The sequence below is a fragment of the Paraneptunicella aestuarii genome, from assembly GCF_019900845.1.
Classification (GTDB): Bacteria; Pseudomonadota; Gammaproteobacteria; order Enterobacterales; family Alteromonadaceae; genus Paraneptunicella; species Paraneptunicella aestuarii.
The window spans coordinates 1,191,844-1,208,883 of the sequence record NZ_CP074570.1 but is presented as its reverse complement, the minus strand read 5'-3'; the positions used below and the strand labels follow the sequence as shown (position 1 = coordinate 1,208,883).

General features: G+C 44.9%; 10 protein-coding genes. 3 read left to right on the top strand and 7 right to left on the bottom strand.

All coding sequences use genetic code 11. The annotated features are described in order from the left end of the window. Positions 1–6: 6 nt before the first annotated feature. Positions 7–1,887 (bottom strand): ATP-binding cassette domain-containing protein, encoded by a 1,881-nt coding sequence (locus tag KIH87_RS05035; protein ID WP_232360447.1) that lies wholly within the window; start codon positions 1,885–1,887, stop codon positions 7–9. Positions 1,888–1,936: 49 nt separating this feature from the next. Next, positions 1,937–2,836 (bottom strand): carbohydrate kinase family protein, encoded by a 900-nt coding sequence (locus KIH87_RS05030; protein ID WP_232360446.1) that lies wholly within the window; start codon positions 2,834–2,836, stop codon positions 1,937–1,939. 479 nt (positions 2,837–3,315) lie between these two features. Here KIH87_RS05030 and KIH87_RS05025 point away from each other — a divergent pair, with 479 nt between their 5' ends. After that, on the top strand, positions 3,316–5,646 hold the full coding sequence (locus tag KIH87_RS05025; RefSeq protein WP_232360445.1) for a carbohydrate binding family 9 domain-containing protein: 2,331 nt from the start codon (positions 3,316–3,318) through the stop codon (positions 5,644–5,646). A gap of 614 nt (positions 5,647–6,260) precedes the next feature. Here KIH87_RS05025 and KIH87_RS05020 read toward each other — a convergent pair. Continuing rightward, positions 6,261–8,915 (bottom strand): TonB-dependent receptor plug domain-containing protein, encoded by a 2,655-nt coding sequence (locus KIH87_RS05020; protein ID WP_232360444.1) that lies wholly within the window; start codon positions 8,913–8,915, stop codon positions 6,261–6,263. 465 nt (positions 8,916–9,380) lie between these two features. Between KIH87_RS05020 and KIH87_RS05015 the strand changes: the two genes are divergently transcribed. Continuing rightward, positions 9,381–10,331, top strand: coding sequence for a nucleoside hydrolase (locus KIH87_RS05015; protein WP_232360443.1), 951 nt, complete (start codon positions 9,381–9,383; stop codon positions 10,329–10,331). 309 nt (positions 10,332–10,640) lie between these two features. Here the strand turns inward: KIH87_RS05015 and KIH87_RS05010 are convergent, their stop codons facing one another. Continuing rightward, a complete protein-coding gene (locus KIH87_RS05010) occupies positions 10,641–11,216 on the bottom strand; it encodes an HD domain-containing protein (RefSeq protein ID WP_232360442.1) in 576 nt (191 codons plus the stop codon). 43 nt (positions 11,217–11,259) lie between these two features. Next, on the bottom strand, positions 11,260–13,224 hold the full coding sequence (locus KIH87_RS05005) for a cation:proton antiporter domain-containing protein (RefSeq protein WP_232360441.1): 1,965 nt from the start codon (positions 13,222–13,224) through the stop codon (positions 11,260–11,262). A 127-nt stretch (positions 13,225–13,351) separates the two neighbouring features. Here KIH87_RS05005 and KIH87_RS05000 point away from each other — a divergent pair, with 127 nt between their 5' ends. Then, positions 13,352–14,242 (top strand): GGDEF domain-containing protein, encoded by an 891-nt coding sequence (locus KIH87_RS05000; protein ID WP_232360440.1) that lies wholly within the window; start codon positions 13,352–13,354, stop codon positions 14,240–14,242. A gap of 68 nt (positions 14,243–14,310) precedes the next feature. On the opposite strand, the gene tilS is transcribed toward KIH87_RS05000, so the two are convergent. Both tilS and accA read right to left on the bottom strand, forming a co-directional pair. Next, positions 14,311–15,750, bottom strand: coding sequence for a tRNA lysidine(34) synthetase TilS (tilS, locus tag KIH87_RS04995; protein ID WP_232360439.1), 1,440 nt, complete (start codon positions 15,748–15,750; stop codon positions 14,311–14,313). 118 nt (positions 15,751–15,868) lie between these two features. Next, a complete protein-coding gene (gene accA, locus KIH87_RS04990; protein ID WP_232360438.1) occupies positions 15,869–16,825 on the bottom strand; it encodes an acetyl-CoA carboxylase carboxyl transferase subunit alpha in 957 nt (318 codons plus the stop codon). Between the last annotated feature and the right edge of the window lie 215 nt (positions 16,826–17,040).

Below are 17,040 nucleotides of genomic sequence, written 5' to 3'. Positions count from 1 at the left end.
AGAATCTCATGCCCCTTTCTCCTGCAACAAGTCGACCTGATGATCAAAGCGCTCAGCCAAATGCAGATTGTGGCTAATGAAAATCACCATGGCGTTATCGCATAACGACGGGATGCTCTGCTCAGGATTGGCACCAGAATCCACACTGCTATCACCTAAAATCAAACGCATTAGCTGAGTCTCGGTATTGCGATCCATCGCCGCCGTCACTTCGTCAAACAGGTAAATATCCGCCGGTTTAATATAACTGCGAATAAAACATAAACGCTGTTTTTCACCGCCAGATAAGGCACGAACAGGCTTGTACAAGCACGACTCAAAATCCAGAACACGAATGGCTCGTTGTAATCTCAATTCAATTTCAGCGGACAGATTTTGATCTTGGCTATCTCGCAAAAACAGCTTGATATTGTCCATCACCGACAGTTGTTCCAGCACCAGATTAGACTGGTCATGCAACGACAAACGCGCCCAATAATCCTTGTGATTTAACGCTTGTTGCACTTGCCCATTAAGAAGAATCTCACCCGATGTGCGCTGCACCAATCCTGCAATCAGATTACCTAATGTCGTCTTGCCGCTACCACTGCGACCATGAATAAAATAGGATTGCCCACGCAGGAATGTCAGGTTCAAATCGCTAAATACAGCTTCTGTTTTTTCCGGATAACAAAACCCAAGATGTTGTAGGGTTAGCGATTCAATAGTCTGTATTTTTTCTGTTTTTTCTGTTTTTTCTACTTTGGACTCGGCTTTCTCATCAGCCGCAATAGGAACGGAATCGCTAACAGCCTCTAACTGAGCCAACTTGTCGTAACAGACCCGAAGCGATTGCAAGTAATTGTAGATTTTGTACAGGTTGTCCAAACGCGGAATAACCATGGAACTAAGCACATACACCACCACCAGATCCGCCAGTTCAATCGCCCCCTGCAAATACAGAAACCCACCACATCCGAGAATACTGATGTGGCTGAGTAAATTCAGCGTTACCTTGGTGTTGAACGACACATTCCAGCGCCACCATTTGTCAGCCTGATTGAGCGCCAAGGATTTCAACAGTTCATAACAACGTGCCAGAACGCCGTTTCCTCGGGTGAATCTCAGCGCCAGTTGTTGCCCAATCGCTGACGTTATCAAACCATTGACTCGTGCCAACTGACGGGGTTCTTCAGCAATGGCTGGGTCGGCTGTTTTGGCGATGACAATCGGCCAATAGCAAGTGATAAACACAAAGGCGGCAACCAAGACAATAAACACAGGATGATGGCTAAGCAGAACGACAATAGTCACAGCCACCACAAACAGGGAACGAATTAATTGCTGGATGACAAAAAGCTGATGCTTTTGCAAGGTTTCCGTGGTGTCGGTGAGGCGGCTGACCAGTTCACTTTGCGCAAATTGCCCGTATGCAAGACTTCGCACCGACATTAATCGCCACCAAACCCGCTCCACCAGATGATGGCAAACCAGACTGTTCAAACGTGCCGCACTGCGATTTCCCTGCCATTCAGCAAATAACCCAAGCACGACAGCCAAAGCACACAGCACGCTAAGCGGGATAAAGGCCGACCAATCCAGCGTGTATTGCATGGCATCAACCGCAACGCCCAAATACGCCGACAACAAAATAGGCATGGAAAGCACGGCAGCCAAGGCACTGTAGAGCACCAACATACGAGCATTGGTGGCAGATAACTGACGACATTGTTGCCAAATTAACAACCACACGCGCCAAACATGTTGTGCATGTAAGTTTGTATGGGGTTGAGATGTCAGGTCGTCATGATCCGTCAGTAACGACGTCAGCAAAGAGGAGGAAAAAGAGGCTGACGTTGATTCCGACGGGTACGCAACGGTCTGCTTACTGCCAAGACCGATATTCATGGTCAATGTGCCCCGGACGAACCATCATATTAAACAACTCCATGACAGATCAGCCACGAACCACAGCTTGCATGGCGTTATCAACAAACTCGCCTTGCAAAGATTCATTGAAAAGAAGTGGCGACTCAATACACATGCCTGCCACAATCGCACCGGCTAACATGCATTCAGAAATGGATTTTTCCTGCATGTGGGCATAGAGATAGCCACTAAAGAAGGCATCACCCGCGCCATTACTATCCAGCAGTGCGTAATCTTCAATAATGGCTTGCTCATAGAACTTGCCCGTCACGTCCAGCGCTGTAGCGCCTTGTTTGCCATGAGTACACACCACCAGCAACTTACCATCATCAATTTGTTGCTGCATGAAAGAGCGATAGTCCGGCAACTTATCAGAAGACAGAAACACCACATCAGCAGCATCCAGAAATTCCTGATGATAGGGATTCTTGCCGTCGTAATCATGTAAGTCTATCCACAAAGGCTTGTCGTATTGCTTCGCTAGCGCCAATGTAGGTCGGGTGTAATCCAGAATGCTGATAGCCGCAATATCGGTACGCTTCATGGCTTCTTCCACACCCGACATATCGAACTCTTTGGGATTCTCCGGCGGATGGGTGTAGATAGAAGTACGATCGCCTTCCGGTGTCATCAAATTGGTATGCTGCTCAGTAGGTTGAGAACCTCGCTCAATCAACAACTGAATGTTGCCATGAGTCAGGCCGTCTATCACCGCTTGCGCTTCGGCGTCATTACCCAGGCAGGTATGCAGCGAAACCTCAAATCCCAAACGAGACAGGTTTAAGGCTTTCCCGGCTCCCGTTCCGCCCACAGCCTTATAACAGGATTTTGCCCATGTTGTTTGAGGCCCTTGCTTTAACGGAGAATAGAGCTGAATAATGGTGTCGAGGGACGTTCCACCGACGATTAATACATGATTTTTCTTCACTGCAACCCACCCATATGGATAAGTATTTTCATCACTCTCATTATATTGACAAAATCATGAAATAAAACTACCAGCTGCATACGTATTCATGATGAAGAGGCTGAATAAAATCTTTATTGTGGTTGTTTTTCTTCGCAAACAAGCACTTAAGTAACGGTAATGTAAATCTCACAAGCTTCAAATATTTTTCAGCTATTGTGAGTAAATATAGCTAAAAGAGAATTATTCATTTCGAACATAAATAATATCTTTCGCTTAACATCCAATTTACCCGTTTACTCTTGCTTAGCAGTAAATTTGCAGTGAACTTGAGAAATTATTCTCTATAAAAAGTTCAAATTTAGCCTTTATATTCAAATAATTGGGCACTCTCACTCTGATTAGGGAGATAGTCTTTTTACGAATTTATCGTTAAGGTTGTTCGTTAGAAAATAACGCTTAAACAATGCTGTTCGTGCCAACTTTTAATAAGAATTTGCATGATGTTAAAAATTAAAACACTGATTAATGACTACTCAAAACCGTTACTTTTATCGGTTATTTTATCTGCATTATCATTTGTGCCAATTTCTTCAACTCAGGCACAAGACGGAAACTATATTTTAGATAGTCAAAGCATCCCAAGCCTTAAAGGTGAAATTTCTATAGATGGAAAATTAGACGAAACGGTCTGGCAGCAAGCCCTTTCATTTGAGCTGAATTACGTCACACTTCCTTATGAAAACACCGCCCCACCAGTAGCAACAAAAGCTTATATTTTTGACGGTGGAGACACTCTATACATAGGCTTTGAAGCGCAAGAACCCTCTCCCGAAAATATGCGTGCCAATTTACGAGACAGAGACAACGTTTGGGACGATGATTTGGTTGGCATTATTCTGGACACCTACGGCACACAAAAGCTGGCTTATCATTTTTATGTTAATCCCCTTGGCGTACAAATAGACGCCGTACAAAGCGAGGTTAACGGAACCGAGTCCGACGATTGGGATACCATTTGGCATTCTAAAACTCACCAAACAGAAACCGGATTCACTGCAGAATTCGCCATTCCTATGACGAGCTTGCATTTTAACGATGGCGGCAATGAAAAAACCTGGGGTGTTGAGCTGTTGCGCTGGTATCAACGCGAAGTGAAATACCGTTTATCGCACATCAAAGTGGATCGCAATAACAGCTGCGCATTATGCCAGTTGCAGCCAGTAAACGGCTTTAAAGAAGCCAGAAAATCACAAAAAATTGAGATCAATCCCTCATTGGTAGTGAGCCGTTCCGAAGTGCGAGATGTGTATTCTGGTGGCGATTGGCAGTCTGATACCGATATTGAATTTGGTGCTGATGTGAACTGGCATATCACCTCTGATGATTTGCTGTCAGCCACCTTCAATCCTGACTTCTCCCAGATTGAGATTGATGACGCACAGATATCCGTGAACAACGATTTTGCTCTGTATTTCCCGGAAAAACGCCGCTTCTTCCTGCAAAACCAGAACTATTTCGACAGCTTTTACAACCTGCTGCACACTCGTAATATTGTTGATCCCGATTACGGCGTGAAGTTCACCAGCAGAAAGGATCAACATACCATTGCGGCCTTGATCGCCGATGATAATGTCACCAGCCTGTTAATCCCGGGCAACCTGGGTTCTCGCGTAACACGCCTTAACGAAAGTAGCCAGAATGCGGCTTTGCGTTATCGCTATGATTACGGCAATGATTCCTCTTTGGGCGTCACTACTACGTTGAGAGAATCGGACAATTATCATAACTATGTGGTCGCCTTTGACGGTAACTACCGTTTTACCGACAGCACCGCCGTAAGATGGCATATCCTGGGCTCAGAAACCCAATATCCTGATTATTTAGCTGACCAGCTATGCCACAACTGCTCCAATGAGGCCAGTGTTCGAGCTCGTGGTGATGAAAAGCTAACAGGCATCGCATGGCAGGTAGATTTATCTCACAACGCTCGTAACTGGTGGTTCTACGCCAAACATATTCATAATGGCGAAGATGTACGTGCCGATTTGGGCTTTGAAGAAAAAGTAGATTGGCAATACTCGATTTTGCAAGGCGCATTAGTGTCCTACGAGCCCCGCTTTATCTGGAACAAGCAAGAACTGCGCTTCACCTGGTCGCAAGACACCAACATCAACAACGACAAACTACGCGATAACTGGGAAATTCAAGCTAACCTGTTCGGTGACTATCAATCCAAGATCAGCACCGGCATTGGCACGCAAAGCCATGTGGGAATACGCTACGACGGTACCACCACCGACATCGCCAATAATGTGCCAGACTTCGACCTGAACTTCGCCTTCCTGTTCTTTGAGTTCCGCCCCGCAGGCGATGTTTACTTTAGTACGCTCTTACGTAAAGGGGACACCATTGACTGGGCGAACAACCGCCGCGCTGACCAATTCCACTGGCAGCCGATTATTTCCTGGGACGCGTCACGCAGCTTGCAGCTAAAAGCCACTTACACTTATGAGAACCTGGATTCGGCAGATGACAACCTTTATGTGGTGCGACTGACCGATTTACGCGCCGATTATCAATTTAACAGCGCCAGCAAATTGCGTTTCTCACTGATTTACGAAAACTCCAGCTTCAATGCCGACAACTTCGTTTTCCCCATCAGCCGTCGCTATAAAAACCTGGGCGGACAACTGGTTTACACCTACCGCTACAGCGCCTTCTCAGCCCTGTACGTTGGTTACTCAGCTAATGCAGTGGAAAACGACCAGCTAGGCAGCCTGATCCAAAACGAACGCAACGCCTTCGCCAAGCTAACCCTGACGTTTTAGGCTGATTGCAGCAGCCCTGCTGGGTTGTTCTAACCTCGTTGTACCAACATATTAGCTACGGATGAATTTATATAGAGCTCTGCGCAAGTACAGAGCTCTGCGCAAGTGAAGCTCTGTTGTTTTATCTCTGGATTACCGCCTTCGCAGTTTTATTTATGGATTACCGCCTTCGCGGTAATGACAAATATCGAGAGCAAATCTTAACTGGCGTCATGCTGATGACTATCAGCATCTCTTTAGAATTCACACATAACCATGCATAACGCGAAATTGAAGGAGATTCTGACCTTCGTCAGAATGACGAGTTCTGTATGTTCCGCCGTCATGCTGATGTATATCAGCATCTCTTTAGAATCCGAACATAATCATACATAAAGCGCAATTTAAGGAGATTCTGACCTTCGTCAGAATGACGCTGCAGGTGTGAAGGACTCACACTTCAACATTCCCTAGCCTGTTATTCATTTCCATCAGGCACAAAAAAGGCTGGTTCGCACCAGCCTTTTTCAATTTGTCATTATCTTTGACTTTAAAATAGACAAAGCGGTTTAGAAAATCCGCATTCTATTTCTTAGAATAAAATGCTGTATTCTTAACCGTTTTTAGAACCTATTTTAGAACTTGTAAGTACCTTGTACGTACAAGAAGCGACCTTGACCACTATGTACAGTGTTGACGTAACCCATGAAGTCATGGTGGCTGAACGGAGGTTCTTCGTTCAACAAGTTAGTCGCACCAACTGTCAAGGTTGTATTCTCAATGCCCATGTAGCTGAATGTTGCGTCTACAGTCATCATTGAATCAACGGTTTTGTCGCCAAAACCAGCGTCTTCGCTGCCGTCAAACTCACCAATGTAGTTAGCCGCCAATGAAGCTGCCATGTCGTCTTGAGACCAAGCCATTGAAGCAGTCCAACGCACTTCTGGTTGCTCGAATTCACCTTCTTCGGTTTTCAGGCGTTTGTTAGCGCTCAGTGAACCATCGTCGTTCAGTTGAGGTCTGTACTCAGCAAAATCCAATACGTAGTTCAACACGTAACCAAAACGGAAGTCACCCATTGAAGTTTGCAGCTTATAGTTAACATCCAAATCCAAACCAGATGTTTCCAAATCACCGATGTTTTGGAAAGAATCGTGGATGAATCGTGCTTCACCTGGGTCGCCAGCGATTGTGGCAGGCAAACGTTCTACGATGTCTGAATTTGTACCGAATTGAGTAAATACGAACTGAGTATCAGAGTCGATAATGTTCTCGATATCGTAGTTGTAGTAATCCAATGAGAAGCTCAGGTCTTCAGTGATTTCATAAATCACACCCAAGTTGTAACTGGTTGACTCTTCTGGCTCCAACTCAGGGTTACCTTCAAAGATAGCGGTGTATTCACGAGGCACACAATCCAGGCCAACAGCAGCACAACGTACTGTATCAACCAGGTTTGGAGACTCGTCGGTACGACCTAAACCTAACTGGTGTAGAGAAGGTGCGCGGAATGCTGTACCCCATGAACCACGAACAGACAAGTTGTCCATTGGCGTCCACAAGAATGCAATTTTAGGATCAGTGGTTGTACCGAAATCGCTATAGTCTTCGTGACGTACAGCCAATTGTAGTTCCAATTGATCCATTACAGGCAATGACACTTCTGCGAAAACAGACGTGCTGTCACGGCGACCATTAGCACGAGTCGCTTCTGTACCAAAGATTTCGCCGCGCAAGAATTGGTCATCCGGGTTATCGCTGATGCTTTCTTCACGATACTCGGCACCCAACGCCAACATGACGTCGTTTGTTCCCATTTGCATGATTGGGCCACTAATGGTCGCGTCGAATGACTTGTTAGTCGACTTACCAACACGGGTCGTTGTCGTTTCAACGTAATCCAATGCTTCCTGAGAGTTTGAAGAAGGTTCAAATGGGTCGAAAGTTCCATTGTCGATAGCTTCTTGTAAACGAACAATGTTAGCGAAACCGTCAACACCGCGCTCTACGGATTCACTCTTGATGTAGCTGTAAGCCACTTCGTAGTTCCAGTCGCCCATTGCACCTTCAAAACCAACGATGGCACGGTAGTAATCACTATCAACACGCTTTTCACGGTTACCGATGTCGACTGTACGACGACGCATAGTCAAGTCCTGACCGTGGAATTCGTGGTCTGGGTCATTCGCGAATGGATGATTAACGTTGTCACCCGACATGAACAACTCTTCAAAGCTTGGGCTACCGGCACCACGAACCGTTGATTTAGAGTTCTGACCGTTTAATTCAGCGAAAGCCTTAACGTTGTCAGAAATTTCATAGTTACCCATGTAGTTAAAGCTAAAACGCTCTGCATCTGGGTACATGGTCATCATTGGTGCATAGTCATAACGGCACAAGTTACCAACGATTTGATCCGCTGGACAAACGTCATTACCAAATGTATCAGGGATACGAGTGGCAGGAGAGCTGGCTAGCTCAATCGTGCCAGGGAAACCTGACGAACTTCTGAAGTCAACCGCATCAGGGTCGTTAGGACGCAATGCAGACTGGTTAGCAGAACGTGAATAATCACGATCACCGTACAACACTTCTTCACGTGAATAGTAATCCATGATGAAAGTGTGGTTGGCTTTTTCGCTGCTGGTTCCCCAAATCATGCTGAAGTTTTGCTCTTCACCACCACCGTCAGCAGTATCACCATATTTGGCAGAAACTTCGAAACCTTCAAAGTCGTCTTTCAGGATAATGTTGATTACCCCGGCAATCGCATCAGAACCATAAGTTGCAGATGCACCATCTTTCAAGATGTCTACACGTTTGATAGCAGCCAATGGGATATTGTTGATATCAACGAATGCTGTTTGAATACCTTTAGCGAAAGGGGATACCGATACACGGCGACCATTAACCAAAATCAAGGTAGAGTCAGCGCCCAAACCACGCAATGAAACAGAAGAGCCACCATTAGCGGTGTCGTCACTGCTGTTACCTTGAGTAGAGAAAGTTCCCTGACCAGAAATTGGCAATTTGGTAAACAGGCTGATTAAGTCAGTTACACCAGAGTTAGCGATGTCGGTTTCATCCAGGCTCGCAATCGGAGAAGGGCCTTCCATATCGGTACGGCGAATGTGCGAACCGGTAACTTCAATTTTTTCTACCTGCTCTTCTTTTTTCTGCATGTTCGCGGCAATAGCAGGATTAATTGGAGAAGCAACTGCAGATGCAGCTAAAGCTAAATTCACTGCCGCTGCCGCAACAGCCACAGTAAAGCGAGTTTTGTGTGTCATATGAGTGTTCCCTTTTTTAGAATATTATTCTTAATTGGGTTTAGTGTTGAAGGGCTTTACGCCCAATTAGTTGCCCTGGAAAAGGCAAAGCAGCACCTTATAACATACCTCGAGCGAGTAAATCTATAACCGAACCAAGGAAACAGGTTAAAAAGCTGTCCGAAAGTGTTGCCAAATTTAACAACCGGGATATGGATGAATCTCTTATTACGAATTGAGAATTTTGAGATGGAATAACTAAGAAGTCGCAATAAGAAGAGAATATTAAGAAGGGAAAGGAACACGAAAAAGAGAAATGAAAAAAAATACATCCATGTAATCATTTCCGAAACACACTCGCAGCTACAATACCATGTTTTACTTTTGAGGCAAATATTTTTACCAGAAAATTTCTAGTTTATTTGATCACCTCAACTCATATAATTGCGAAAATGCTCTCAATCTCATATACAGCAGGACGTACATATGCTGACTAACAAACGTAAAGTCATATTCGATCACGATGGCGGAATCGATGACCTTTTATCGCTAGTATTACTCCTTACCATGGAAGACATTGATTTATTGGGAGTCACCATTACTCCTGCGGACTGTTTTCTTGAAGATGCAACAGAATCCACCTTAAAAATACTCAGCTTATTCCAGCGCAAGGATATCAAAGTCGCGAAAGGCAATTTATATGGAGTAAATCCTTTTCATTACGACTGGCGCGCGCAACCCAAGATGGTCAATGCATTGCCAACAATGCTAGCCACAGAACTGGATACCAGCGCGTTAACTTCACTCTCCGCCTCCGACTTTATCATCCAGCAATTACAGGAAAGCGAAGACAAAATCAGTATCTTAATGACCGGGCCTTGTAGCAATCTAGTCAAAGCGCTGGAAACTCATCCCGAGCTAAAAGATAAGGTTGATGAAGTAATCTGGATGGGCGGCGCAGTTGACGTAAAAGGCAATGTCGCCATGCATAACCATGACGGCAGTGCTGAATGGAATGTTTATTGGGATCCTTACGCCGCCAACAACCTGTTTAAAATGGGGTTAACCATCAAGCTTGTAGCCTTGGATGCCACCAACTGCCTGCCGATTGACATGCCATTTTTAAAAGCCATTGCCGCTCAACGGGATTTTCCTTTATCAGAACTCGCCGGGCAATTCTGGGCTGCAACGATTACCTCTATTCCTTCTTATGAATACACTTATCATTTGTGGGATGTGATGGCGACAAGCTGCCTGGAAATTGACGCCAGCGCCATTCAGTTTGAGAAGATGGAATTGGATGTGTCGATTCAAGAGCCGAATCAGGGACATACGATTAAGTCACCGGGCAATGGGCAGTGGATTGATGTTGCAGTCTCTGCCGACAGGGAAAAAGTGCTGGATTATGTTCTGAAAAAATTCCGACGTGGGTTTTAGTTCTTTTAAATGAGAAAGATGCTGATGAGTATCAGCATTTGTCTCACACTAACAACAAATCCTTGCCTTATGTGTCGTTTCTACGAAGGCAGAAACCCATAAACTTAAAAGCTTGCAACAACATGCGGACTTTGCAGGAACGGTGCATATGGATTACCGCCTTCGCGGTAATGACAACGATCATGAAATCAATTCGGGGTGAGGGCTATTTAGGGGAAATCTTTTCGGACTTTACCCTCGTCATGCTGATGAATATCAGCATCTCGGCTTATTCAAAAAAAGCCTTTCCAGAAGCCTTTATTGACACACTCAATCAACCGGGTTTTCATCTGCCAAACGCTGGGTATCAATGTCCAATATTGCTCTTAATTGCGATGTCAGTGGATCAAACTGCGTGTAGCGCTTACCGTATTCAAGGTTAAAAGCGTAGTTAAAATCCGGGGGATTAATGCCTTGGGTATGCTGCAAAATAGTCTCCAGCTTATCCAATGCTTTTGCTAACTTTGCTTCCTGGGATTCTGCTTGTTCATACTCATCCCAAAGCGCCATGATCTCATTCTGCAATTCATGAGGTAACGGCTCAACCAATTGCAATAAATCCTGTCGTTCTTGCTCTGATTTGTTTTGCCCCGGAACCTGATCAACTGCGGCAATATCACCACTAATCGCTTCGCCCAAATCATGCACAATACACATTTTCATTAATTTAAGCGTATCAATATCGGGGTAATGCTTCTCCATCACCAGCACCATCAAGCATAAACGCCAAGTGTGCTCGGCGGTGCTTTCGTGCCGTCCTTCTGATGTATACGCTCGCCGTAAGGTATTTTTTAACTGCTCTGCCCGGCGTAAAAATTCTACGATATTGTCTAATTCATTTAGCATTCGTTTTTACCTTTACAGTAACGTTGGCTACAGCTTTAGAATCTTAGCGGCCTTCCAACAACACGCGTTCAGCTCGTTCAACCCGTCTTGGACGCCCGGTGATAATTAATACGTCATTAGCCTGCAGTCGTGTATCACCGGCAGGTTGTGATATTTCTTCATTATCTCGACGTAACGATTGCACACCGACACGCATATTATCCAGATTCATTTCATCCAATGTCTTTCCTACGGCGTTAGCGCCGGGAGAAAGCATCACCGCATGCATAAAGGCCAGTTTGTCTTTACTTTCATAGTTAATTTGTGTGGTTTCGCCCGGGAAAAAACCATGCATGTGACGATAGTGATCTTTACGCTCAGATCGTACTCTTTTCAGGATTTTTGCCATGGGTATTCCCGACAAATGCATCACCTGAGATACCAGCATCAGGCTTCCTTCCAGTATTTCAGGCACAACCTGAGTCGCACCAGCTCCGTAGAGCTCTTCCAGATGATAGTCCTTGCGTGTTCTCACCACGATAGGAATATCCGGATTGATCGCGCGAACAGTTTCCAGCACATTCATGGCCGAAGCATGATGGTCAAAGGTCAGAATCGCCAGTTTTGCCTTATTGATACCAACTGCGCGCAAGATATCCTTTTGCCGTACATCACCAAAATACACGCGTTCACCGGCCATTCGGCTTTCATGAACACGCACAGGGTCATTATCCACAGCCACATAGTCAATATGCTCAAACTTCAACAACCGACTAACCGACTGCCCTACCCGCCCATAACCAAAAATCAACACATGATCTTTATACTGCTTTTCTTGCATGTCGGCGTTATCAACCGAACGGGATTTTTCCTTGAAAATACGCTTTGCCAGTTCATCACTATGAGAAACCAACCAGGGAGTGACCGCCATACTTAAAATACCGACACTCAGTAACAACGACGCTTGTTCGGCATTGATAATATTATGCTTGGCCGCCAACGACGCGAGAATGAAACTAAACTCCCCCATCTGACAAAGCTTCAAACCCGCAGCAAGCGCATCTTTGGCGGAAGCTTTAAATGTCCAGGCAGACGCCAGAATCAATAGAATTTTGACCGACATTAACACGACCAGCCCAAGCATTACCCAATGCAGCTCGGTCAACAATATGGTCAGATCCAGCTGCATACCGATGGTAATGAAAAACAGCCCCATAAATATGTCGCGAAATGGACGTATATCCGCCTCTAACTGGTGTCGATACTGGCTTTCACCCAACATCATACCCGCCAGAAACGCGCCTAACGCCATCGACAATCCAAAGGAATAAGTAATCCCGGCGGCAATTAGCGCAACCAGGATAGTAGTGAGAACAAAGAGTTCATCAGTACGAGTACGAGCGACTTCGTTAAATATTCTGGGTAAAGCCCACTTGCCCAACGATAGCAATAACAGGAAAACCAGCGTTCCTTTTAGCACCGCAAAAGCAATGCCCAACACCATGCTGGAACCATCCCCTTCTGCAAGTAATGGGATAACAATCAGCAATGGCACAACGGCCAAGTCCTGCAATAACAAAATACTGACAGCCAATTGCGCTCTATTCGTATTGAGGATCCCCATTTCACTGGATTGTTTGATAACGATAGCGGTGGAAGACAAAGCCAGCATACTGCCAATAACGAAAGCGGGAATAGGCTCTGCCCCTAAAGCCAAAGCGATCCACATAAATATCACAGTGGTACTGACCATCTGCCCCAAACCGACACCAAACACTAAATGCCGCATCGCAACCATTTTTGGCAGTGAAAATTCCAGCCCGAGTGAAAACAGCAGAAAGACAATCCCCAGCTCGGCAAAGAAATGCATTTCTTCAGGATGGGCGTAGATACCTAGCAGATTGGGGCCTGCAACAATGCCGCAGCAGAGATAAGCAAGGATGGGAGGGAGATTGATGCGTTTAAACCACCAAACGGCTAAAACAGCAAATGTCATCAGTAGCAAAATATCAACAAATCCACCTTGCATAGCGATCCTTTATTTTAATTCTACGATTATTTGACTAGATGGCATGGTATTTGCCAATCACTATACAAATACCACACAAATGAAGCGAAAGATGGCCAAAAGTCATTTTTTTGACAGGAGTGAAACCTTGGAAAATCTGACACCATTCTACGATAGTACAACAGGAACAGGCTTTTTCAATTTAAAGCAGCAAGAAAATGCATTTTCAGACAAAGAGTCTCGACATCTGTTGGAGTCTTTTTCATCGTGTCTGGATCTGCAACAGTTATTGCAAAAATACTATGCAGAACTGAAAGCGCGAGTGTCAGTCAATCATTTGGCTATCGACACGCCTGTGGGTCATTATCGTGCCGGACAAACCAATGCTGGTCAGTCAGAAAAATCCATGATCGCAGAATATGATGACGAACCCGCCATTCAAATCCGTCATTTTTATAACAACACGCTGAGTATTCGTGCTCAGCAGATCATACGGGAATTACATAAAATTCTGCGTATACCATTGCGTAACGCTATTGCATTTACCCAGCTTCAACAGGTGGCAATGAAAGATCCTTTAACCTCTTTGGGCAACAGAACCATGTATAACGACACCTTAAGCAAGTTGTGTCGCCAGTCTCAAAGAACCGGAGAAGACCTCACTTTATTGGTCTTAGATTTGGACAAATTCAAGCCTGTTAATGATTTCTACGGACACAACGAAGGCGACAAAGTATTAGTAGCCTTTTCAGAAGAGCTATCACGCTCCTTGCGCGCCTCTGACTATGCTTTCAGATTCGGTGGTGATGAATTCTGCTGCATTATTCAAGGTGACAAAAGTGTTGCCAACAACAAAATTGTGCCGCGTTTACTGCACGCCATTCGTAATAATGTGATTTTGAAAAAGCATGACATTACCTGCAGCGTAGGTTTAGCGGAATTGGAAGCAAATGACACACCAGAGTCATTGTTCTTAAGAGCCGATGAAGCGTTGTATAGCGCCAAACGCCAAGGCAGAGACTGTATCGTTCACGCATAGGCAATTCACGTAATAGATTAGAGGGAACTGGCAAGCTATTGCCATCTTCCTCACTCCAACGGTTTCATTCAGGCAAAGGACTGCCAGTAAAACCAGATACCGCCTTTATTTCTATCCGCCACTTGCGATTCAGAAACATCAAGGTGATTTAAACTTGCGAAGACATCGTCATGAGCAATCCATCGATTACCTACCGCAACCAACTGCTCATCCACAAACAATAAAGGTAAACGCTCTCGCTCCCAGGGTGGCAACTTCCATTCTTCTTTAAACCACTGTTTCAATGGTTTACTCATTGAATGATGACGAAGCTTAAAACGAATACCAAAGCCGGAAAAACGTACACAAATTTTATGAGCATCCGGGTTAACAAGAGGCAAATAGGTAGCCTGTTCGATATCGGGTCTTGCTGTAGACAAATAGTAATGACCGAGCCCATCTGGTAGTTGCAATGGCTCACTCTCGTTTTCTGATGACGTCCAATGCAACTCAATATGTTTTAAGTCTTGAAACACTGGCAGCAAATACAAATGCCCCTGATAACGTCGATACTGCCACTCTCCTGCAACAACCACAGGATTGGCATCATCAGCAGCGGATAACACATCCGCTATAATGTGCTGTAATTGCTTCTCTGATGGCATGGCTAAATCCGTGTTTTGCTGAGATAAGACAGAAATCCACCTTCGCAAAATCTGCTTTTGCCATGCCAAAGAATGGCTCAGCAAGGCTTCGATATTTAATGCATTGGCTTTTGAGCCTAAATCACCAATAAATTCGTCAGCCTGCTCATCCAGTAACGCTTGCTGTTCCGCACAAAGTCGAGCGCTGCGCCCTAACGCCGCACTAAAGCCTTGCCAACGTTGCTCCAGTAATGGCAATACCTGTTGTCGCAGGAAGTTACGGTCGTATTGAGTATCAGTATTCGATTCGTCTTCAACCCATTGCAACCCATGCAGTTTGGCATATTCCAGAATTTGACTCTTATCAACCTGCAATAAAGGACGTAAACAATGAATGTTTGAACTGGCAGCGTTCCACGGCAATAAGCCCCACTCAGGCATTGCGGAAAGCCCTTTCGGGCCAGCCCCGCGCTTTAACTGCAACAATAGGGTTTCCGCCTGATCCTGTTGATGCTGCCCCAATAACAACACTTCTTTTTCGGTGAGTGTTTGTTGGAAAGCCTGATATCGCTCTTCTCTTGCCAAGGCTTCCAGACTTTGGCGTGACGTTTTTTCGACACGAACTTTTTTCACTAGCAGCGGAATATTTAAACCAGCACAAACCGACACACAATGTTGCTGCCAATCGTCGGCGTTATCGCTAATACCGTGATTGACGTGAATCGCTTTTAGTTCAAGCTGAGGATAAGCGTGACGTAGCTCGCTACAGAGATGCAACAGAACATGAGAATCAACACCACCGCTATAGGCGACAGTTAAGCACTTGGAACCAGTAAGAAGATGATACTCGGCTAACTTGTTTGTTAGCAGGGTGACTAAAGACACAAACAAACCCGGATTTTAAATCTGTTGGCTTGGTATAAAGGAGTTTAAGTGATTTAGCAAGGCTCTCTGATAAAAGAGAGCCTTGAATCAATCTTGCAATAGCGGATAAGACTTGCTGTTAGCAATACCCGAAAGACATCAAACGCTCGTAACGTTGTGCCAACAAGTCTTCTTTAGACAAGCTGGACAACTGAGACAGTTGCTGTTTCAAACAGGCTTTCAGGTTAGCAGCCATGCTGTCGTGGTCTCGATGCGCGCCACCTAGTGGTTCATCAATAATGTTGTTGATCAAGCCCAACTCTTTAATTTGAGGAGCAGATACACCCATGGCTTCCGCAGCCAGGTTGGCTTTCTCAGCACTCTTCCACAAAATTGACGCACAACCTTCTGGAGAAATTACCGAGTAAGTGCTGTATTGCAACATGTTAACTCTGTCGCCAACACCAATCGCCAACGCACCACCAGAACCACCTTCACCGATAACAGTACAAATCACAGGAACATTCAGTTCAGCCATGACTTTCAGGTTACGGGCAATCGCTTCACTTTGACCACGTTCTTCCGCGCCCACACCAGGATAAGCTCCAGGAGTGTCGATGAAAGTAATAATAGGAAGGTTAAAACGCTCCGCCATTTCCATTAAACGCAAAGCTTTACGATAGCCTTCCGGTTTTGGCATGCCGAAATTACGTTTAATCTTTTCTGAGGTATCTCGACCTTTTTGATGACCAATCACCATGACAGGTTTTCCATCGATCTTCGCTAACCCGCCAACGATAGCTTTATCATCAGCAAAAGCACGATCACCGCACAACTCATCAAATTCGGTAAAGATACGTGGAATGTAATCAAGGGTATAAGGCCGCAACGGATGGCGAGCCAATTGCGAGATTTGCCAGGGACCCAGGTTAGCGAAAATTTTCTTGGTTAGTTCTGCGTTTTTTTCACGCAGTTTGGTAATTTCCTCTTCTAACCCCAGATCAAACTCACCGCCCTGATTAACCGAACGGAGTTCGTCAATCTTAGCTTCCAACTCAGCGATAGGTTGCTCAAATTCAAGGAAATGTAAACTCATTCCGGTTCCTACTAGTTAGTGTTAGTTTGTCGTTAGATGTTCAGTCCTGTAAAGGTCATCCTCGTTTATCCAAACAAATCAAAAACGTCGCTGTTGATTTGATGAACCAATAAGGTTATTCGGGTAATTTTTTCACAAAAAGTCCAATGTGTACATCCTTGAGGTATTATTTTTTACCCTGACATTTTTTCATCCCTTATATCGACTCAATATAA

Coding starts and splice junctions, on each gene's coding strand:
- KIH87_RS05025 (WP_232360445.1), top strand. CDS start 3,316: ATGATGTTAAAAATTAAAACACTGATTAATGACTACTCAAAACCGTTA.
- KIH87_RS05010 (WP_232360442.1), bottom strand. CDS start 11,216: ATGCTAAATGAATTAGACAATATCGTAGAATTTTTACGCCGGGCAGAG.
- KIH87_RS05035 (WP_232360447.1), bottom strand. CDS start 1,887: ATGAATATCGGTCTTGGCAGTAAGCAGACCGTTGCGTACCCGTCGGAA.
- KIH87_RS05005 (WP_232360441.1), bottom strand. CDS start 13,224: ATGCAAGGTGGATTTGTTGATATTTTGCTACTGATGACATTTGCTGTT.
- KIH87_RS05020 (WP_232360444.1), bottom strand. CDS start 8,915: ATGACACACAAAACTCGCTTTACTGTGGCTGTTGCGGCAGCGGCAGTG.
- accA (WP_232360438.1), bottom strand. CDS start 16,825: ATGAGTTTACATTTCCTTGAATTTGAGCAACCTATCGCTGAGTTGGAA.
- KIH87_RS05015 (WP_232360443.1), top strand. CDS start 9,381: ATGCTGACTAACAAACGTAAAGTCATATTCGATCACGATGGCGGAATC.